This window comes from Leptolyngbya sp. KIOST-1, from assembly GCF_000763385.1.
Classification (GTDB): Bacteria; Cyanobacteriota; Cyanobacteriia; order Phormidesmidales; family Phormidesmidaceae; genus Nodosilinea.
The window spans coordinates 331,874-351,962 of record NZ_JQFA01000004.1 but is presented as its reverse complement, the minus strand read 5'-3'; the positions used below and the strand labels follow the sequence as shown (position 1 = coordinate 351,962).

The window sequence follows — 20,089 nt, the reverse complement described above, 5'->3', positions numbered from 1 at the left end:
CTCGTAGGGACATTGCAGAGCAATGTCCCTACGAGATTCTTGTTGTGGCGCTGCTGGGTTAAAGCATGAATTTGAGAATGAAAAAGTGTTCCCATTGACCGATGGGTACCGGTGGAGACTCTTTTAGACTGTAAGTGTGATTAAGCAATTTGGAGAATAACCTATGGGTATTCAAGATAGAGCCGAAGCCACTGCTAAGAATGTCGAAGGTAAAATGCAGGATGCCGCTGGTAGAGCAACCGGCAGCACCTCTGACCAGATGAAAGGCAAAGCCAAGCAAGGTGAAGCCAAAGCCAAGCACGCCAAAGAAGACGTCAAAGATCAGGCCAAGAAAGCCATTGACTAGTAAGTGCTAGTGTCAGACATAGCAGTGACCTTTCCACCTAGTTAGGTCTTTTATCAAAGGGAGCAGTAAACTGCTCCCTATTTTTTTTACTGATAGCCAAACGTGGGCAGCCAAAAATCTACAAAACGGTGGATTACCCTTAAAAAATCAAGTTATTAAGATTTGTATATCGAATTAATTTTGGAAGGAAAATATTAATGGATCTCGGAATTAGCGGTAAGGTAGCTGTGATTACCGGCGGGGACTCTGGCATTGGGCGCGCCACCGCCAAGCTGCTGGCCAGTGAAGGGGTCAAAGTGGCCTTGCTCGACAAAACCGATGACAAGCTTGAGGCCGCTCTAGAAGAGCTGAAATCCGTTGGCGAAGCCATGGCCATCCAGGCCGATCTGCGTAACCTGGCCGATATTGAGGCTGCCAAGCAGCGGGTGCTGGACCAGTACGGGGCGGTCAATATTCTGGTGAACTGCGCTGGTATTACTGGCGCTACTGGGGACTTCTTAGAGCTGAGCGACCAGGACTGGCTCGAAACCCTTGAAGTGGATCTAATGGCCGCAGTGAGGGTGTGCCGCGCCTTTATTCCCTCCATGCGGGAGACTGGATGGGGGCGTGTGGTGCTGGTGGCCTCAGAGGATGCGGTGCAGCCCTACACCGACGAAATGCCCTACTGTGCCGCCAAGGCAGGGGTGCTCAACTTCGCCAAAAACCTCTCCAAGGCCTACGCGGCAGACGGTGTGCTGGTCAACTCCGTAGCCCCCGCCTTTATCGCCACTCCCATGACCGACGCCATGATGGAGCAGCGGGCCGAGAAAACGGGAACCAATGTCGAGGGCGCGATCGCCTCTTTTCTGGAGAAGAAACGCCCTCACCTGGAGCTCAAGCGCCGCGGCAAAGCCCAGGAAGTGGCAGCGGTGATTGCCTTTCTGTGCTCCCAGCAATCCAGCTTTGTGGTGGGCTCTAACTACCGTGTGGACGGCGGTTCAGTGGCCAGCATTGGCCTGTAGCCCAATCACATCCTTCCCCAGGGCCAAACTGCGCCTCGGGAAGGATGTGATTGGCGGTTCTGCCCCTCAAGATGAAACGGACCTGGCCAGCTACTGTCACCACGACCTATGACCCTTGAGCGACCCGGCTTACGCCTGCTGATCACAATGAATCTGGGCTTTTGGGGCGTGCAGGTTGGCAACGGCCTGCAGCTGGCCAACGCCAGCGCCATCTTTGAGTCCCTAGGGGCCGATGTCAGTCAGCTGCCGCTGCTGTGGCTGGGAGCGCCGCTGATGGGGCTGCTGGCCCAGCCGATTGTGGGCGAACTCAGCGATCGCACCGTCAGCCCCTGGGGCAAGCGCCAGCCCTACTTCCTCGGCGGTGCGGTGCTGGGGGCCGCCATGCTGGTGGCGCTGCCGCTGGCGACCAACCTGGTGCAGGCGGTGGCCCTGTATTGGGTGCTCCAGCTGGCCCTCAACGTCAGTATTGCCCCCAGCCGTCCTTTCGTGGGCGACCTGCTGTCCCCCCGCCACCGCACCCTGGGCTACGCCATCCAGGGGGTCTGCATTGGCCTGGGGGTGATCTGCGCGGCGGGGTTGCCCTGGCTGCTGGAGCACCTGTTGCATCTCCAGCCGGCCGCCGAGTCCACCGGGGCGGGGGTGCCCGCCGTGGTCGGGGCGGCCTACATTGTGGGGGCCGTGCTCTGCCTGGGCAGCACCCTGGGTACCTTCTGGACCGTTACAGAACCGCCGTCTCAGCCGGATTCAGAGTTACCCGCTGAGACTGGGGGTGAGCCTGGGGGCGAGCAAGCGCTCCCGCCAATCCGGGCGATCGCCCAGGCCATGGCCTCGCTGCCGCCGATGATGCGGCAGCTGGCGGGGGTGCAGGCCCTCAGCTGGGCGGGCATCTACTGCATCTTCCTGTATTTGCCCAATGCGATCGCCCGCAACATTTTGGGCGCGGCCAATCGGGACTCGCTCAGCTATGCCCACGGGGTGGAATGGGCCGGGCTCTGCACCGCTTTTTACAACCTGGTCTGCCTGGGCGTCTCGTTTTTGATTCCGTCCCTGAGTCGGCGCTGGGGCCGGGTCACCACCCATGCCACCTGTCTGATGGCGGGGGCGGCGGGGCTGCTGTCGCTGCTGCTGGTGCACGATCGCTACTCAATTTTGATATCCATGGTGGGGGTCGGCATCGCCTGGGCCAGCCTGTTGTCCATTCCCTATTCCCTGCTGATGGATGATCTGCCGGAAAGCCAGAGCGGCGTCTACATGGGGCTGTTCAACGGCTTCGTCACCCTGCCTCAAATTGTGATGTCCCTAGGCTTTGGCTGGGTCATGCGCCATCTGCTGCACGGCAACCGCCTGTCGGCGCTGGCCCTGGGGGGCGTGTTGCTGGGCCTGGCTGCCCTGCTGATGCTGCGGGTTCCCGAGCCGGTGGTTGAGCGCGATCGCGAGCAGGGGGCCGAGGAGTTGGCCGAAACCCTGGCGGGGGAGCGGGCGAACGATCCGCATCGGACCCTAGAGGAAGAGGTTTTGTCTCCTTAGAGCGATGGTGTCCCCCGCTTTAGAGCGATGTTGCCCCCCGGTGATCCCCGTTAGGCTGAGGCCAGTTGTAGACCTGGAAAGAACAATATGGCTACTCAAAAGTCTGACCAAAACACCGATCAGCGCCAGGAAATTCATCAGCCGCTGAGCCCAGAAGAAGTGTCGCCCGAGCAAAAGGCGGCCCAAAAGAAAATGATGGAAGAAAACGAAAACCTGGTGCTCAACCCCGGCGATATGGTTGACGGGGAAAAGACCCTGGAAGAAAAGTCCCAGCAGGTCGCCGTCGACGCCCCCGACATCACCGGTGATCACATCGTGGTGCCCACCTACTTTGTGGTCGACGACCCCGAAGAAGGCCAAAAGGCGCTGCACCACATCAAGGACGCCGAGGAAATTTCCGACGTCATTCGCCAGGCTCGGGTTGACGAGTCGGGCGAGCGCACCTGGAACTAGTTCTGCAATCAGCCTATCTATGAAATACTCGACCGACGAACCTGAACTTTCAAACCTGTCGGTTAAAGCCAAAAACAGCCGATTGAGCACATTCCTGACCCGAATTGCTCTTCTGGTGGGAGCCGTACCTCTGGGCGGCTACCTGCTGGGCCAACTGGTGGAGCAGCGGTGGCCAGGAGAAATCTCCTGGTCCCTCACCCTGCTCCTGCTGGGCCTGATTACCGGAGTGATTTCCCTGGGGCTGTGGATGAAGCGCGACCCTGGGGGGTGAACGGGCCGACTTGGGCGATCGGTCCCTCCCCTAGGACCTGTCGTCCATTCTGGCCAACGCCCCCGGTATCGACGGTGCCTCGCCCGACCACCACAACAGGCCAGGGGCTTTGACCATTGATGCTGGGTTAGGGAAAATCCTCAATAGCATCTCTGTATAGGGGCAAACGGTCGTTTGTCCCTATTCGCATTCATGCCTCAATTCCGCAAGGCCGAAAATCTTTTAGTCAACCTGTCTCCAGTCTGGCAAACCCTGCTAATGTGAATGTCTGAATTCTGCCGCTAACGGGTGAAGACAACATCGGTGCTAGCGCCATTCGAACTACTGTGGGCCTTGATCGGGCTGGTTCTCACCATTGTGGCCACCTGGATGGAGGCGTTTACCCTCAACGCCCCCTGGAGCTGGGGGCAGTCTGGAATGGCGATCCTCTCCCTGGGGGTGAGCTTTCAGGTGGGGGCTGTGCTGCTGACTGGCTGCGTGGGCGGCAAAAACGCGGCGGCGCTGTCCCAAATTGCCTACCTGATGCTGGGGTTGGCCCTATTTCAGGTGTTTGAGTTTCCGGTGTTTACCCAGGGGGGCGGCCTGAGCTACGTCCGCGAGCCGGGCTTTGGTTACCTGATCGGGTTTATCCCTGCCGGCTGGGTCTGCGGCTACCTGGCCTTTCAAAATCCACCTAAGCTCGAAACCCTGGCCCTAAGCAGTCTGACCGGCCTGGGCATCATTCACGGGCTGGGCATCATTTACCTGTCCCTGGCTTCCCTGCTAGGCTGGTTACACACCGTATCGGCCTCCTACTGGGAATTGCTGCTGGGCTATTCTATCTTGCCGCTACCGGGGCACCTGGTGGTAGTCTGTGCTGTGGCGGTGCTGTCGTTAGTGCTGCGGCAGCTGTTGTTTTATTAGGCCCATGAGAGTGCGCAATCGTTGGTTTTGGATCGCCGCTGGAGTTGGCCTGGCCCTCGATCAGCTGACCAAATTTTGGGTGGCCCAAACCTTTGAACTGACGACCCCGCCGGATTCCCTGCCGATCTGGCCAGGGGTGTTTTACTTTACCTACGTGACCAACAGCGGAGCCGCGTTCAGCCTGTTCAGCGACAATGGCGAGTGGCTCCGGTGGCTGTCGATGGCCGTCAGCCTGGGGCTGATTGTGCTGGGCCTCAGAGCGCGATTGCCCAACCGCTGGGAAGAAGTGGGCTATGGGCTGATTCTCAGCGGTGCCCTGGGCAACGGCATCGATCGCGTCCTGGCGGGCGAGGTGATCGACTTCCTCGACTTTCGCCTGATTCGCTTTCCCATCTTCAACCTGGCGGATGTCTGCATTAACATCGGCATCGCCTGCCTGCTGATTGCCGCCCTAAAGACGCCGACTAAAAGCGATCGACGGGACTAGCGCAGCGTCAAAGCTAAAAATTAGGGTTCCCGTAGGGTGGGTATAGCATCTGCTAGCGCGCCACCCACCCTACAAATTTAGGCTTGACAGAACACTAGCCAGCGCGGCAGGAGCAGAACAGAAAGAAAGCTACAGCGGAAGAGCTTGGGGATGCGCGATCCTCGGCGCGTGCTACAACCTTGGGTGAAGGAGCCTCGCCGAATTGGAGCCTACGTTTCGGTAGGGGCAAATGGTCATTTGTCCTTGCGAGAGGCGTTGAACGCTAAATTCGTGCCTGTGATCAGCACCTCCGGCAACCGCTGGCCAGGTTAAGGAAGCATTAAGAAAGCCTAGGTTTCCAATCATTTTGGCCTGGGGAACGGTAGCGCTTGCTACTACTGGATTAGAACGTAATTCAGTGGGTGAGCACCATCGACAGCACGATTGGGATGGCAATCCGGGCCTCCGGCGGCCTGGGCCTGTTTTTGCTGGGCATGATTGTGATGACCGAGGGGCTGCGATCGCTGGCGGGCAACACCATGCGCCGTGTCCTGATGCGCTTTACCCGCACACCGCTGACCGGGGCTATCACCGGGGCACTGACCACCGCCCTACTGCAATCCTCCAGCGCCACCATTGTGGCCACCATTGGCTTTGTCAGCGCCGGGCTGATCACCTTTACCGCCTCCCTGGGGATCATCTTTGGGGCCAACGTAGGCACCACCGTGACAGGCTGGATGGTGGCCCTGCTGGGGTTCCGGTTCCAACTGGGCACAGCGGTATTGCCGCTGATCTTCATTGGCGCCAGTCTCAAGCTGTTTGCCAAAGGCAAGGCGGGCCACGCAGGCTATGCCCTGGCCGGATTCGGCCTGATTTTTGTCGGCATTACCACCCTCCAGGCAGCGATGGCCGGGATGACCGGGCTGATTGCCCCTGAGCGATTCCCGGCCGATACGGTGGCGGGACGGCTGCAGCTGGTGGGGCTGGGAATGATCTTCACCGTCATCACCCAGTCCTCCAGTGCGGGGGTAGCCACGGCACTGACGGCACTTTACACCGGGGCGATCAGCTTTGAGCAGGCTGCCGCTCTGGTGATTGGCATGGATGTGGGCACCACCGTCAAGGCCGTGGTCGCCAGCCTCAGCGGGTCGATCAACGCCAAGCGCACGGCCCTCTCCCACGTGCTCTACAACCTTTGGACGGCGACCCTGGCCCTGAGCCTGCTGTCCGCCTATATCTGGCTGTGGAATCGGCTGGCCCCAGGGCAATTGTTCGCAGACTCGGAACTGGCCCTGGTGATGTTTCACACCTCATCCAACCTGCTGGGCGTGCTGACCATTTTGCCGGTCACCCGGTGGTTTGCCCGCCTGATTATCTGGCTGCTGCCGGGGCAGGGGGCCACCTACACCAATGGCCTTAGCGAAGAACTCCTGAGGCAACCCAACTTAGCTCTCAATGCGGTGCAGGGGAGCATTCACTCCGAGCTGCTGGCCCTGCTGTGGCATCTGCGGGCCACCCTGGGCGATCCCCAGGGCCAGCGCATTGACCTGGTTGAGCTGGACAGTGCCCTGGAGGAAACCTCTACCTATCTGGACCAAATACACCTCACCGCCGACCAGGATCCAAACTGGCCGCGTCTGATTAACTTGATGCACACCCTGGACCACCTCCAGCGCCTGTTGGAGCGCTGCGAAGAGGAGTCCGATCGCGCCACCGTAGTCAACGCCACCCCAGAACTGGCGGACGAACGGGCGCTGGTGCTGGCGGCGATCGCCGACACCATCCACGCCATGCCTCTCCAGCAGTGGGACAAAGCCGCCCACCAAACCCAGGCAGCCGCTCGACTGGTCCACAAAAAAGTGCGTCCCTACCGCGAAGCCACCCTCGCCGCCGTCGCCAACGGCCATCTGGAGGTGGCCACGGCAACCTCCAGGCTGGGGGCCATTCGCTGGCTACGGCGGGTGAGCAAACACCTGGCCCGTATTCAGCAGCACTTGCAGCGGGCCATGATGGCGATCGGGGAGGAGTAGGGAGGGGCAGGGTGGATGGGTAGATGAGTCCCATCCATCCACTCACTTACCCACTCACCTACTCCCCAACCGGCACCGGCTTCACCTTCCAGATGTCCCGCGCATACTCGGCGATGGTGCGATCGGCGGAGAACTTGCCGATCCGGGCCGTATTCAGAATGGCCATCCGTACCCAGCGATCGCGGTCTTCGTAGGTGCGGCTGACGTGCTCCTGGCACTGCACATAGGCAGCGTAGTCGGCCATCACCATGTAGGGATCATCCACTAGCAGCGAGTCGAGAATGGGCAGGAACAGGTTGGGCTCACCGGGGGAGAACAGCCCAGAGGCAATCACGTCCAGCACCCGCTTCAGCTCGGGGTTGGTGTCGTAGTAGTACCAGGGGTTGTGGCCAACGGCCTTGCAGGCCGCCACCTGCTCGGTGGTGAGGCCAAACAGGAAGAAGTTGTCAGCCCCCACCTCCTCGCGGATCTCCACGTTGGCCCCATCGAGGGTGCCCACGGTGAGCGCGCCGTTGAGGGCGAACTTCATGTTGCCGGTGCCCGAGGCTTCCATACCCGCAGTGGAAATCTGCTCGGAGAGATCCGAGGCCGGGAACAGCCGCTGGGCCTGGGACACATTGTAGTTGGGCAAAAACACCACTTTCAGCCGCCCGGCCACGATGGGGTCGTTGTTGACCACCTCCGCCACCGCGTTGATCAGCTTCACCACCAGCTTGGCCATGGCGTAGCCCGGTGCCGCTTTGCCGCCAAAGATCACCGTCCGGGGCACCACGTGATCCCCAGGGTTTTGCACCATCCGGTTGTACAGGGTGATCACGTGCAGCACATTCATCAGCTGGCGCTTGTACTCGTGGATGCGCTTGATCTGCACATCGAACATCGACTCGGGGTTGACGTCCAGGCCCAGGGTGCTCTGGATGTAGCGGGCCAGGCTCCACTTGTTGGCCTGTTTGATGCCCTGCCAGGCGCTGCGAAACGCCTCGTCGTCGATGTGGTTTTCCAGCTGCTTCAGATCTTCGAGGTGGGTGATCCAGCGATCGCCGATGGTTTCGGAGATCAGCTGAGCCAGTCGTGGGTTACACTGCAGCAGCCAGCGCCGGGGGGTGATGCCGTTGGTCTTGTTGCTGAACTTGTCGGGCCACAGCTCGTAGAAGTCCTGTAGCACCTCCTGCTTCAGCAGCTCGGTGTGCAGCGCCGCCACCCCGTTGATGGCGTGGCTACCCACGCAGGCCAGGTTGGCCATCCGCACCCGCCGCTCGGGGCCTTCTTCAATCAATGACAGGCGCTCCAGGCGGGCGGGGTCTTTGGGGTAGCGCAGCTTCACCTGGTCCAAAAAGCGCTGATTAATCTCGTAGATCAGCTCCAGGTGGCGCGGCAGCAACCGACCAAACAGGTCTACCGACCAGCGTTCCAGGGCCTCGGGCATCAGCGTGTGGTTGGTGTAGCCAAAGGCGCGCTGGGTAATCTGCCAGGCCGTTTCCCACTCCATGTGGTGCTCATCGAGCAGCAGACGCATGAGTTCTGCCACCCCAATCGCCGGGTGGGTGTCGTTGAGCTGAATCGCCGCCGAGTCGGCTAGCTTGGTCAGGTCGCTGTGGTCGCGCAGGTGCAGGCGAATGATGTCCTGCAGCGAACAGGCCACAAAGAAGTACTGCTGCTGCAGGCGCAGCTCTTTGCCCTGACGGGTTTCGTCGTTGGGGTAGAGCACCTTGGTGATGTTCTCGGAGATCATCTTGTTGGCCACGGCCCCAAAGTAGTCGCCCGAGTTGAAGGCGACCAGGTCAAAGGCCTCCCCGGCCTCGGCCTTCCACAGCCGCAGAATGTTGACGTTCTCGGTGCCGTAGCCCGGTACCGGCACATCGTGGGGAATACCGATCACGGTCTGAGCCGGGATCCAGCGCACCTGGTAGTCGTCTTCGCCGTCGCGGTAGACCTCCGTGTGGCCGCCAAACTTGATCTCCACCCGGTAGTCGGGCCGGGCAATTTCCCAGGGATTGCCGTAGCTGAGCCACTTGTCCGGGGCTTCCACCTGGTGCCCCTGGCGGATCAGCTGAGTGAAGATGCCAAACTCGTAGCGAATGCCGTAGCCCACCGCCGGCAGGTTGAGGGTGGTGAGCGAGTCCATAAAGCAGGCGGCCAGGCGACCCAGGCCACCGTTGCCCAAGCCCGGCTCGGCCTCCCGCTCCAGCAGTTCGTCCAGGTCAAGGCCACAGTCGGCCAGGGCATGGCGCATGGTGTCGTAAATACCGAGGTTGATCAAGCCGTTGCCCAGCTGTCGCCCCATCAAAAACTCAGCCGACAGGTAGTAAACGGTTTTGGCGCGCTTGTCAGCGTAGGTTTTGGCCGTGCGGATGCGCTTTTGCAACAGCTGGTTGCGCACGCTGTGGGCCAGCGCCATGTAGTAGTCGTGAGCATTGGCAAACTGCTGGTCTTTGCCCTGCACCCAGTGCAGATTGTTGACCAACGCCTGCTGTATTTGGCTGACCTGTGCCTCGGCATCGAGAACGACATCCCCTGCTGAGCCTAGCGACAGGGGCACTTCAGCCGCCGTGCTCGATTCGGGCAGATGAACAGATTGTTTAGCCATAAGAACCCTTAATCCTGAAGTGGTTACACAAGAATTCGCTGGCAGCCCGTAGGCTCGAAGCAGAGGCCGCCAGTGCCCCGCCAAGGGCAGACTTCGGCCATTTACTTTGACAATGGAGTCTCGAATGGCTCAAGACTTTTACACCAACAAACCTCGACATAGATTGTTTACCCACTACGACTGCCGGCATAAACACCAGCGCAGTTTTAGAGCGGGATGACTCATTTTAACTGGCCACGAATAAAAGACTGTTACCAAACCAGCACGAAGCCGTCCCAGGGCCTAGAAAAAACCGTTTACCAGGGCTGACGACTCCTTAAAACACCTTGGAGCAGGGCATAGAAAAACTCTATGAAATCCCTAAAGCGCCCTTGTAGCAAGGATCGCTGCAGTGTAGAGAAAATGTTAAGAACAACACTATGAGGAGGTGGTTTAGATCTGTTAAGTTGCGTTAATTAGTGCGTCAGAGAATGGATTTAGGTGTTGGAAGAGGCTGAAACCCTTGCCCGGCAAAGGATCTCTATGTAACAGCAACTTAATGAAGTTCTCGCAATATGGTTAAAAGCCGCTTTACGATTGTGAATAACTGTTGCCGAGATGAACATTCTTATTGCTGTAATGCTCTCTCTGATTATTTTAATCAATCCATAGCCCCGTTGATCTTAAATATTTCACAATTCATTGTGTGTTCTCGACAACTTTAAACTATCTTTTCTGGTTAATTTTAGACAAAGATTACCTAAAAGGATGATCTGAAGAACAGAACCAACCTTTGATTAGCTGAGTCAGCCTGAGGAGCATCAGCTTTGGCTGCAAACGTGGGTTGCAGCCCTCACCCTAAATGCCTCTCCCTGAGAGAGAGGGACATTGAAATTCGGTCCCCCTTTTTCCTGGGGGAGAAGAGGGGGGGAGAAGGGCGGCAACCTTGCAAAACTGGGATGCACTCAGACAATCGGGATTTACTTCGTGCCAAACAGGCGATCGCCTGCATCCCCCAGCCCCGGCAAAATGTAGCCGTGCTCGTCCAGCTTTTCATCCACTGCGGCGGCGTAGAGGGGCACATCGGGGTGCTCGCGGTGGAAGTGGGCTACGCCTTCGGGGGCGGCCAGCAGGCAGAGAAACCGCAGCGATCGCGGGTTGGCCTGCTTCAGCGGATACAGGGCCGCCACCGCCGTGTTGCCCGTGGCGATCATCGGGTCTACGACTAAAACATCGCGATCGCTCAAGTCCTCCGGCACCTTAAAGAAGTACTCGATCACCCGCAGGGTCTGGGGATCGCGGTACAGGCCAATGTGCCCCACCCGCGCCGAGGGCATCAGCTCCAGAATGCCGTCGAGAATGCCCTGCCCCGCCCGCATGATCGACACCACCACCAGCTTTTTTTCCGGGGCCAGCACCGGGGCCTCCATGGTGGTCATGGGGGTTCGAATCGTCTCCAGTTTCAGCGGCAGATCTCGCGTCACCTCGTAGGCCATCAGCAGACTAATTTCCTTCAGCAGGGTGCGAAACTTGGCCGTGCTGGTCTCAGCCCGCCGCATCAGGGTGAGCTTGTGTTGAATCAGGGGGTGGTCGATCAGGTGGAGGTCGGGCATGGGTGGGTGAGTAGGCGGGTGGGTGAGTAGATGGGTAGATGGGTAGATGGGTAGATGGGTGGATGGGTGGATGGGTGGTCAGGTAGGGCCAGATCTACGTGACTACCCTCCGCGCTGTATTCAAAACACGGTGCCGTCACTGGCGAGTTGGATGGGTGGGCTGCCGCCGGGCCGTTTCTTAGCGGCAATCTGGCGACCGGCTGTCCAGGTACCGCCCTGAAGAATTTTCACCAGGGGCAGGGTGGTGGCATCCATGCCCAGGGTTTGGCGCAGGTGGGCAGCCAGGTCGTCCAGCAGGCAGAGGGTGAGGGCGCGCCACTCGACGATCAGGGGGGAGCCGGGGAGATGGGCGGTTTCCAGCGCAGCGGGGTTCCTGAGGCTGAGTACGCCGCAGTCTACAAACAGGCCACCGTTGCGGTATTCGGCCAGGCCGGTGAGCCGATCGAGATCGGTGATTTCCAGACCCAGCTCCTGCAGGGGCTCCAGCAGGGAGTAGGTGAGCCACTGGGAGAGCTTGTGGAAGGGCACCAGGTTACTGCCCGGGCCAGTTTCGGGCAGCTGGGGGTGGGGCCACACGTCGCCTAGGTTCACCCCCGCCAGCTCTACCCGCCCCGGCCAGATGGGGCCCAGGCCCTGGAGGATGGTTTGCAGAATGGCGGGGGCAGACAGCGTATTATTTATCGCCTGGGTGAGCCAGTAATCCACCAGGTTGCCGGGCCGGGGCGGCCCAGCCCCAAAGAACTGAGGCTGCTGGTGCAGGGCATGACCCAGTTTTTGCAGCAGGGCGACTCGGCCTTCCAGCCCCAGCAATGGATTGTCGCCGTGGACTTGAAAGGCATGGGCCAGGTCATGGGCGGTGATTGCCGCCAAACCGGGGGCATCTGCCTGCCAGGGAACCTCGGGCTGGCTGGAGAAGAGGCCAGCGGTAAAGCTGTGGAAGCTCGCGATCGCAAGCCCCTCCGATCGCGCAAACCCTATCCCTGTTTCCGGCTCCACGTACCGCCACTGGCTCCCGGCCCCCGCATCCAGCAGCACGCTGGTAATCGCCAGATCGACCTTCAGCCGCGCCTGCTCCAGGGGATCCTGGGCCGATAGCTGGGGTTCTAGCCGCTCCAGGCGCGACTCGCCCGCCACCTCAAAGTGCCGCCAGCGCGAGTGAAAGGGCACATCGCCAGCGGGGTACTGCTGCCGCATCACCGCCAGCACGTAGTCGGCGGCGGCGGGCAGGGCCTCGGGGTGGTAGCGCCAGTGCTGGAGTCGATCGGCCTCGGCCAGGGCGAACAGGGCGCGACAGCGATCGCGCACCGCCTGCGGACTCTGCAAATAGCTCACCGTAGGGTGGGCACCGCCCACCACCCTATCTGGGCTGCCAAACACCATCCTTACTCCAACCCCCGACCCTTAACCCGGGCCAAATCCTCCTCCGTTGGGGCTCCCTTATCGGTGTAGTAGCCCGCCGCCTTCTTCGCCTCGATCTCCACCCGCGCGTCCGGCGGCACCAAGTCGTCGGGGATCGGCACCCGCTCCACAATCTCAATCCCCGATCGCACAATAGCGTTGTACTTCATGTCGCTCATCGACACCATGCGATCGATGCGGGTCACCCCCAGCCAGTGCAGTACATCGGGCATCAGCTCCTGAAAGCGCACGTCCTGCACCCCGGCGACGCACTCGGTGCGGGCAAAGTAAGCGTCGGCGCGATCGCCCCCCTCCTGGCGCTTGCGGGCGTTGTACACCAAAAACTTGGTCACTTCCCCCAGCGCCCGCCCCTCCTTGCGGAAATAGACAATGATCCCAGCGCCCCCCTGCTGGGCGGTGGCGATGCACTCCTCCAGGCCGTGCACCAGGTAGGGGCGACAGGTGCAGATGTCTGACCCAAACACATCCGAGCCGTTGCACTCGTCGTGAACCCGCACCGCCAGAGGCCGGGCCGGGTCGGTAATCGCCTCGGGGTCGCCCACGATGTACACCGTGATCCCACCAATGGGGGGCAAAAACACCTTGAGGTCAAACCGGGTCACCAGTTCCGGGAACATGCCGCCGGTCTGCTCAAACAGGGCGTAGCGCAGGTCGTCTTCGCTGACGCCCAGGCGCTCGGCCACCCCCGGCAGGTACCACACCGGCTCCACGGCGGCCTTGGTCACCACCAGGTCGCCCCCCGGCTTCACAATCTTGCCGTCTTCTTTGATTCGGCCCTGACGCACCGCCTCCAGCAGCTCCGGCATTTGAATGTGGGCGCGGGTAACGGCAATGGTCGGGCGAATATCGATGCCCTCGGCCAGCAGATCCTGGTACACCTCCCCCACCAGCGCCCCAAAGGGGTCGAGGGAAACAATTTTTTGGGGGTCGGCCCAGCTGGGGTGGGGCCCGATCGCGATCGTGGGCGAGGTATTGGTAAAGTCGGGCCGGTGGTCAGCCTGGAGCACCCCGCTAGCTACTGCCAGGGCGCGATACACGGCGTAGGAGCCCGAGTGAGTGCCAATTGCATTGCGGTGGCTGGGATCGCTCACCGTCGCCACGATCGCCCCCCGCTTGAGCGGATCGCCCTCGCCCCAATGGACGGGCGCGCCCTTTAACCCCGACCGGGTGGGGTGGGAGGTGAGTACAATGTGCCGCCGTTTGGGGCCATTTGCGGCTGCCGAACCGTTACCGTCGCTCATAGCTGCCTCGTGTAACAGGAACTACTAATCTGACACACTTTCCAGGCAGCGAATAGCTCACCCATGACAGATACCAGGGATGGGGCGATAGTTGGGTGGCGGGATGGGTGTGCCTGCGGCCTTGGCGGCATCTAGCCAGACTTGTTTAGCCCGGTTGAGTTCTTGCGAGTCTTCCATTGGCGTTGCGCCAAAGGCGGAGCAGTAGCTGAGGTTGGGGATATCGGCGATGTAGCCCTCGTCTTCGTCGCTGTAGAAGATGTTGAGGTGGTAGACCGCTTACACTATGCCGCATTGGGCGCAATCAGTTGGGCATACAGGGGTTTCTCTTTAGAGAGTTTGCTGACGCTGAGTACAGAGAAACCCAGGATGTTGCCCTGGTCGTCTACCCGTTCCATGATGGCGTCGTGGTCGGTTTCGCGCAGGTAGCCGGGGGCGTCTGAGAAGAGCACTTCGAGGAAGTCGGCTTCGGGGTCAAACCAGATTTTTACAGACTGGGCCATCGTTGCTCTCCGTGTTTGAGTTTATCGGTCAAATAGGCGGTTGGTTATTCAGATTTGGGGTGGGCAAGGTCATTGGCTAGCCTCTAGAAATTGCGCTGGAGAGACTATCTCCACACCTCGGAAAGAGCGCAGTATCAGCAGATCCTGATCGCCTGTGATGAGCCAATCTGCATTGCCATTGATGGCAACCTCTATGAACTGATCATCCTTAGGGTCGCGGCAGACAACAATTTTTTCGGTGATGTTGATTTGCTCTGAGGTTTCGGCTATCCGCGCGATAAACTCGGCTCGGACATTGGTGGACACGTATCGGTCAAATTTAGGGCGAAAGATGACCTGGCTGAGCTCATCAAAGGTGGCGGTAGAAAATAGCAAAATGCCCAGTGCTCTGGCTCTCTGAACGGCTAGGTCTGGCACCGATGCGGCGATCAAAACACCGCTGACCAGGGTGTTGGTATCGACCACAACCCGCAGGTTAGTCATCCGCCAGAATGTCGTTGAGAATATCGGGGGTCAGCCCGCTAGCCTGGGCCTGGGCTTGCATGTCGCGAATGATGTCATCGAGGGGGCGGCGCTTCATGGTTTGCTTGAGCCAGCTATTGAGGAGCTGCTGGATCTTAAGCTGCTCGGCGGGGGCTGCTTCGCGGTAGGCTCTGGCAACGTCTTGATCGACCTGGATGGCAATGGTTTCCATGGTTGTGACCGAGAAAAAGAGCGGCTTGATATATCACTCTGGCGCTATACGCATGGTAGTACAGCTATGGGGCGCGTCGCCGTTTGCGCCATGGGGAAACTCGGTATGGGTGGGCGGTGCGGTGCGGTAAGCCGCTTACACTAAGCCGCATTGGGCGCAATCAGTTGGGCATACAGGGGTTTTTCTTTGGAGAGTTTGCTGACGTTGAGTACAGAGAAACCTAGGATGTTTCCCTGGTTATCGACCCGTTCCATGATGGCGTCGTGGTCGGTTTCGCACAGGTGGCCGGGGGCGTCCGAGAAGAGCACTTCGAGGAAGTCGGCTTCGGGGTCAAACCAGATTTTTACAGACTGGGCCATAGTTGCTCTCCCGGTTTGAGTTTGTCGGTCAAATAGGCGGTGATGACAAAGGCGTCGTTGTCTAACGATAGGTTTAAGCCGATTTGAGTTGGTAGATGATGGGGCGATAGGTGGGTGGTGGAACGGGTTTGCCTTCGGCTTGGGTAGCGTCTAGCCAGGCTTGCTTGGCTAGATTGAGTTCTTGCAGGGCTTCGATGGGGGTTTCGCCGAAGGCGGAGCAATAGCTGAGGTCGGGGATGTCGGCAATGTAGCCCTCGTCTTCGTCGCTATAGAAGATATTGATGTGGTAGTCTTTCACGGTTCATTCTCCGCAGGCAACGTAGGGTGTTTAGGTAAAAAGCAGCTATGGCCTTAACTCAAGTTAATGTTGGCAGCTACTTGAATATTGCTAAGGCGCTACAGACCGTGGAGCAACGTCCTTGCTGGATGATGTTTGATGCGGAGGCGGATGTGCTGTATATCAACTTTCAGCAGCCTGCGGTGGCAGCGACCGATAGCGACGTGACGGACGATGATGGGGCGATTCACTACGCCGATGATGAGGTGGTTGGCCTAACGAGCTTGTCGGTGAGCCAGCGGTAGACACTGGGTGTAGGGCCGAGTTCAACGAATCCTGGTGCCAAGTGGCTGGGTTGTTGTGAATGTACTGCTGGATGGACGCCAAAGCTCTTTCGTCGCGGATTATGCGTTCGAAATAGTTCCGTTGCCACACTGGGGTGCCAGGGGTGTTGCGGTGCCTGTTGATACGCTTGGTCGCGGCTGCCTTGAAACCCGCCACGAAAGACGGTACCGAGTGAGCCTGACGGTGGGGCGCACCGCCGTGCGCCCTTACGGGAGCATGCCCCATGGCCTGGGGATTTCCGATTGCGATCGCGCCCTCCCCGCCCCCACCCTCCGATCGGTGGGGCGCACAGCGGTGCGCCCTTACAGGGGACTCCTCGCCATCAAGCTCCCCCGCTCCGTAGGACTCCCGGATGATCACTATGCCATGGAAGTGGTTGGGCATCACCACCCAAGCATCCAGGGCAAAGTTAGGCCGCAGATCTGGAGTCTTGAGCCACTCCTCGGCGACGATTTGACCGAGCTCGTTGAGCTGCATAGCGCCCTCTACGATGCTGCCAAAGAGGTATTGCCGCTGGTAACAGCATAGGGTGAGGAAGTAAAACCCCGCTGAGGAGTAGTCGTAGCCCTTGAGGCGAATGGAGCGGCGATGGTGTTTGTCAGGGTCGTAGGGCATAGTGGTAGAGCACACTGAAGATGGCTCTAGGGTGCCCATCTATGGAGCTTTCGAGGCGTAGGACTCAGGTACCCGTGGGAACCCCGTTGGGGCGCACCGCTGTGCGCCCTTACGAGGAGATCTGGCGAACGAGAGGACTTCTGAGGCGGGGGACTCGGGTACCCGTGAGGAACCCCGTTGGGGCGCACCGCTGTGCGCCCTTACGAGGAGATCTGGCGAAGAGGGGATTTTCCGAGGCGTAGGACTCGGGTACCCGTGAGGAACCCCGTTGGGGCGCACCGCTGTGCGCCCTTACGAGGGGATCTGGCGAAGAGGGGATTTTCCGAGGTGGGGGACTCAGGTACCCGTGAGGAACCCCGTTGGGGCGCACCGCTGTGCGCCCTTACGAGAGGATCTGGCGCAGCAGGGCTTGGGTGAGGGGGTGGTCGGAGAGGATGGGGGTTTGGTCGGCGGCGACGACCGCCTGCAAGAATTCGACGAAGTTGCCAAAAATGGTTTGCGTGTTGGGATGGGTTTCGCCTAAGCGCTGGTAAACAATCTCAATTGCGCCAAGATAAAGCGGTTCGGCCTCGCTGTAGCGCCCCTGCGCCTTGTATAAGCCCGCGAGATTGTTGAGGCTGGTGGCGACATCGGGATGGGCCTCGCCGAGGAGCTGTTTCCTCAGCGCCAGGGCCTCTTGGTAGAGCGGTTCCGCCTCGCTGTAGCGCCCCTGCGATTCGTATAAGAGCGCGAGATTGTTGAGGCTGGTGGCGACATCGGGATGGGCCTCGCCGAGGAGCTGTTTCCTCAGCGCCAGGGCCTCTTGGTAGAGCGGTTCCGCCTCACTGTAGCGCCCCTGCGAGTAGTATAAGGCCGCGAGATTGTTGAGGCTGGTGGCGACATCGGGATGGGCCTCGCCGAGGAGCTGTTTCCTCAGCGCCAGGGCCTCTTGGTAGAGCGGTTCGGCCTCGCTGTAGCGCCCCTGCGAGTCGTATAAGCCCGCGAGATTGTTCAGGCTGGTGGCGACAAGGGGATGGGCCTCGCCGTGGAGCTGTTTCATCAGCGTCAGGGCCTCTTGGACAAGCGGTTCCGCCTCGCTGTAGCGCCCCTGCGACAGGTACAGCATCGCCAGATTGTTCAGGTCGGTGGCGTCAGCGGGATGGGCCTCGCCGAGGAGCTGTTTCCTCAGCGCCAGCGCCTCTTGCAAGAGTGGTTCCGCCTCGCTGTAGCGCCCCTGCGATCGATACAGTTCCGCGAGATTGTTGAGGCTGGTGGCGACATCGGGATGGGCCTCGCCGAGGAGCTGTTTTCTCAGCGCCAGGGCCTCTTGGAAGAGGGGTTCGGCCTCGCTGTAGCGCCCCTGCGATCGATACAGTTCCGCGAGATTGTTCAGGCTGGTGGCGACATTGGGATGGGCCTCGCCGAGGCGATCGCGCACCACCGCCAAAAGATCTAGCCACCAGGGTTCTGCCTGCCCATAGGCCCCTTGCCCTCCGTAAAACCGCCCTAGCCCAGTAAATGGCCATCCTAACGACTCATCCTCTAACCACGCCCGCCAGGTCGTCGCCGCCTCCGCCAGGTGCGGTATCGCCGGAGTCACTGCCAAAATTTGGTCGCGGGTAGGGGTATAAGGTATCTGCTGGGCCACCTGCACCATCGCCCGGCAGTAGCCCCGCTTCAGCCCGTCGGCCCCGTTCCACTGCTCCAGCTTGGCGCGAAAGAACTCGCGGATGATCTGGTGCAGTTGCACCGTTTCGGCATCCCCATCAGCCTCCACCTCCAGCAGGCTGCGGCTGGCCAGCCCCTCGTCGCGCCAGTCCTCCAGGTCGTCGGGGTCGGTGCCGTCGTACCAGCTTTCGATCCATTCCCACACAATCGGGGCCAGGGCATACAGGCTTAGCCGATAGGCCAGCTCCTGCGCTTCGGGTGCCAAATCTTGCCAGCTCAGCTCAAAGGCGGCGGCCAGGCTTTCGTGGGCGGCGGTCATATCGGGCTGGGCCTGGGTCAGGGCTTTGGCTTCCAGGCGTTTGGCGTCGAGCTGTTCCTGCATTTTGGCCAGGGTCCACCCCGGCTTGCGGGCCAGAAAGCGGCCCACCAGCTCCAGCCCCAGGGGCAGGTAGCCCAGCCACTCGCACAGAGCTTTGGCGGTGTCGAGTTCCTGGTCTATGCGCTCTGGCCCCACCAATGACCGCAGCAGCTCCAGCGATGCCGCCTTACTCAGCACATCGATCTGCACAGTCTGAATCGAAGCGCCCAGTTGCAGGCGGGTGGTGAGCAGCACCCAAAAGCGAGATGCCTGCGGTGGTAGGTAGGGCTTGATGGCCAAGTAGGCAGCATTTTCGTTGGGGCCAGCCACGTCATCGATCACCACCAGCACATCTCCTGTGGTGGGCCAGTGGTTCCACACGTAGGCCACCTGGGCGGGCAGCTCTAGGCCATCGGGGGGCGTCAGGCCCAGGTGGGTCTGGGCAAAGGTGACGATTTCGGTGCCGAACGCCTGGTCTTTGGCCAGCAGCCAGCAGATACCGCCGGGGTAGGTGCCCTGGCCCAGGTGATGCAGGGCATATTGCAGCGCCAGCTCGGTTTTGCCAATGCCCCCCATGCCGCGCAGGGCGGTGATGGCAAGCTGGCTGCTCTCGTGCAGTTGGCGGTGAACCCGCTCTAGGTCGTCGTCGCGGCCCACGAACTTGATCGCGCCACTGCGGAGCAAATTGTGGGGGATGCCCCTGGGCTGTCGTTGGGCCACCAACTCGTTGAGAGCTGCCGCCAGGGTGGCCACATCCATATGGATCTGGTCACCAATGTAGGCGGTGCCGCCCTGCACCATCACCTGAAAGCCCGTCGCCTGCCCCAGATTGAGCTGGGTGGGCTGTGCCCCCTGCAAGGCAGCCAACCACTGTTGCAGGGCAGCATCGGGCAGATCGTTCAACAGGGCCTGGATTTGAGCTTTGGCGTCGTCAGGCATGGGGGAGGGAGAGCCGGTTTTGGGCCATAGACGGTGGTGGGCAATGCCCACCCTAAGGGGTAGGGGGCTGGTTTTGGTGGATGGTGATGTCGCCGATGTAGGCGGTGCCGCCTTCGACCTTGGTTTGCCAGCCCTTGGCGTTGTCGTAGTTGTTCTGGGTCATGGTGCTCTGATCCAGCAGTTTGCCCGCGTTGATCTCCTGGGCCAACACCTGGAGGTCTCGGGCAAAGGTGGGGTCGTCGTCCATGGCCACCTGGAGGTAGGCCGCGATCTGGTTGATTTGCTCTGGGGTAATTTTGGCGGTTTTGTCCAGGCTGGCTTTGACCGCTTCAATGCGGGGCTTGCCGCTGAGCTTCGACCAGATGCGCTTCAGCAGCAGATCCATTTTGGCGATCGCCTCGGCGGTGAACTTTTTGCCCAGTTCCCCCGCCCCAGATTCCAGAAATTTTTGGCAGGCGAGAGCAGCGATCGCACTGGCGGTCAACGTAACTGGGTCGGCCATAGCAGGATCCTGATTGG

Annotated in this window: 21 protein-coding genes; 10 read left to right on the top strand and 11 right to left on the bottom strand. The window is 60.3% G+C overall.

From position 1 onward, the window contains the following. Nucleotides 1-163: 163 nt before the first annotated feature. The 8 genes from NF78_RS18605 (at nt 164) to NF78_RS18570 (ending at nt 6,997) form a co-directional block, all read left to right on the top strand. Nucleotides 164-346 (top strand): CsbD family protein, encoded by a 183-nt coding sequence (locus NF78_RS18605; RefSeq protein WP_035990725.1) that lies wholly within the window; start codon nt 164-166, stop codon nt 344-346. Between the two features lie 197 nt (nt 347-543). Further along, on the top strand, nt 544-1,347 hold the full coding sequence (locus tag NF78_RS18600) for an SDR family NAD(P)-dependent oxidoreductase (protein ID WP_035990722.1): 804 nt from the start codon (nt 544-546) through the stop codon (nt 1,345-1,347). 108 nt (nt 1,348-1,455) lie between these two features. Continuing rightward, complete coding sequence (locus NF78_RS18595; protein WP_052050733.1) at nt 1,456-2,874, top strand: MFS transporter; 1,419 nt, start codon at nt 1,456-1,458, stop codon at nt 2,872-2,874. A gap of 87 nt (nt 2,875-2,961) precedes the next feature. Then, complete coding sequence (locus NF78_RS18590; RefSeq protein WP_035990720.1) at nt 2,962-3,327, top strand: hypothetical protein; 366 nt, start codon at nt 2,962-2,964, stop codon at nt 3,325-3,327. A 19-nt stretch (nt 3,328-3,346) separates the two neighbouring features. Further along, nucleotides 3,347-3,598 carry a hypothetical protein gene (locus NF78_RS18585; RefSeq protein WP_035990718.1) on the top strand — a complete coding sequence of 84 codons (252 nt, stop codon included), beginning with the start codon at nt 3,347-3,349 and terminating at the stop codon, nt 3,596-3,598. Nucleotides 3,599-3,931: 333 nt separating this feature from the next. After that, nucleotides 3,932-4,501 carry a biotin transporter BioY gene (locus NF78_RS18580; protein ID WP_318655488.1) on the top strand — a complete coding sequence of 190 codons (570 nt, stop codon included), beginning with the start codon at nt 3,932-3,934 and terminating at the stop codon, nt 4,499-4,501. 4 nt (nt 4,502-4,505) lie between these two features. Next, nucleotides 4,506-4,988, top strand: a complete 483-nt coding sequence (lspA, locus tag NF78_RS18575) for a signal peptidase II (RefSeq protein WP_035990714.1) — start codon at nt 4,506-4,508, stop codon at nt 4,986-4,988. A gap of 428 nt (nt 4,989-5,416) precedes the next feature. Beyond that, complete coding sequence (locus NF78_RS18570) at nt 5,417-6,997, top strand: Na/Pi cotransporter family protein (protein WP_035993268.1); 1,581 nt, start codon at nt 5,417-5,419, stop codon at nt 6,995-6,997. Between the two features lie 58 nt (nt 6,998-7,055). Here NF78_RS18570 and NF78_RS18565 read toward each other — a convergent pair whose 3' ends face one another. From NF78_RS18565 to NF78_RS18525, 9 genes are all read right to left on the bottom strand, one after another. Beyond that, nucleotides 7,056-9,584 (bottom strand): glycogen/starch/alpha-glucan phosphorylase, encoded by a 2,529-nt coding sequence (locus NF78_RS18565; RefSeq protein WP_035990713.1) that lies wholly within the window; start codon nt 9,582-9,584, stop codon nt 7,056-7,058. Nucleotides 9,585-10,543: 959 nt separating this feature from the next. After that, entirely contained in the window at nt 10,544-11,176 is a 633-nt protein-coding gene (gene upp / locus NF78_RS18560) for a uracil phosphoribosyltransferase (protein ID WP_035990710.1), read from the bottom strand. Between the two features lie 120 nt (nt 11,177-11,296). Continuing rightward, nucleotides 11,297-12,556 (bottom strand): URC4/urg3 family protein, encoded by a 1,260-nt coding sequence (locus NF78_RS18555; RefSeq protein WP_052050732.1) that lies wholly within the window; start codon nt 12,554-12,556, stop codon nt 11,297-11,299. A gap of 2 nt (nt 12,557-12,558) precedes the next feature. Further along, nucleotides 12,559-13,836: a GTP cyclohydrolase II gene (locus NF78_RS18550; RefSeq protein ID WP_052050731.1), complete on the bottom strand. Its 1,278-nt coding sequence runs from the start codon at nt 13,834-13,836 to the stop codon at nt 12,559-12,561. Between the two features lie 281 nt (nt 13,837-14,117). Beyond that, on the bottom strand, nt 14,118-14,336 hold the full coding sequence (locus NF78_RS18545; RefSeq protein WP_035990708.1) for a DUF2283 domain-containing protein: 219 nt from the start codon (nt 14,334-14,336) through the stop codon (nt 14,118-14,120). A gap of 69 nt (nt 14,337-14,405) precedes the next feature. Then, a complete protein-coding gene (locus NF78_RS18540; RefSeq protein ID WP_035990706.1) occupies nt 14,406-14,819 on the bottom strand; it encodes a putative toxin-antitoxin system toxin component, PIN family in 414 nt (137 codons plus the stop codon). Continuing rightward, nucleotides 14,812-15,030: a hypothetical protein gene (locus NF78_RS18535; protein WP_035990704.1), complete on the bottom strand. Its 219-nt coding sequence runs from the start codon at nt 15,028-15,030 to the stop codon at nt 14,812-14,814. Before NF78_RS18535 ends, NF78_RS18540 begins: the two co-directional genes overlap by 8 nt. 140 nt (nt 15,031-15,170) lie before the next feature. Then, nucleotides 15,171-15,389, bottom strand: coding sequence for a DUF2283 domain-containing protein (locus NF78_RS18530; protein WP_035990703.1), 219 nt, complete (start codon nt 15,387-15,389; stop codon nt 15,171-15,173). A gap of 73 nt (nt 15,390-15,462) precedes the next feature. Further along, complete coding sequence (locus NF78_RS18525) at nt 15,463-15,687, bottom strand: type II toxin-antitoxin system HicB family antitoxin (RefSeq protein ID WP_035990701.1); 225 nt, start codon at nt 15,685-15,687, stop codon at nt 15,463-15,465. A gap of 107 nt (nt 15,688-15,794) precedes the next feature. Here NF78_RS18525 and NF78_RS18520 point away from each other — a divergent pair, with 107 nt between their 5' ends. Together NF78_RS18520 and NF78_RS33555 are read left to right on the top strand one after the other, a co-directional pair. Continuing rightward, entirely contained in the window at nt 15,795-15,971 is a 177-nt protein-coding gene (locus tag NF78_RS18520) for a DUF2283 domain-containing protein (protein ID WP_225885371.1), read from the top strand. Nucleotides 15,972-16,122: 151 nt separating this feature from the next. Next, nucleotides 16,123-16,539, top strand: a complete 417-nt coding sequence (locus NF78_RS33555; RefSeq protein ID WP_225885370.1) for a hypothetical protein — start codon at nt 16,123-16,125, stop codon at nt 16,537-16,539. A 469-nt stretch (nt 16,540-17,008) separates the two neighbouring features. On the opposite strand, the gene NF78_RS18510 is transcribed toward NF78_RS33555, so the two are convergent. After that, nucleotides 17,009-19,570 carry a tetratricopeptide repeat protein gene (locus NF78_RS18510; protein WP_225885369.1) on the bottom strand — a complete coding sequence of 854 codons (2,562 nt, stop codon included), beginning with the start codon at nt 19,568-19,570 and terminating at the stop codon, nt 17,009-17,011. Nucleotides 19,571-19,622: 52 nt separating this feature from the next. Beyond that, complete coding sequence (locus NF78_RS18505; RefSeq protein ID WP_035990696.1) at nt 19,623-20,072, bottom strand: hypothetical protein; 450 nt, start codon at nt 20,070-20,072, stop codon at nt 19,623-19,625. Nucleotides 20,073-20,089: the final 17 nt, after the last annotated feature.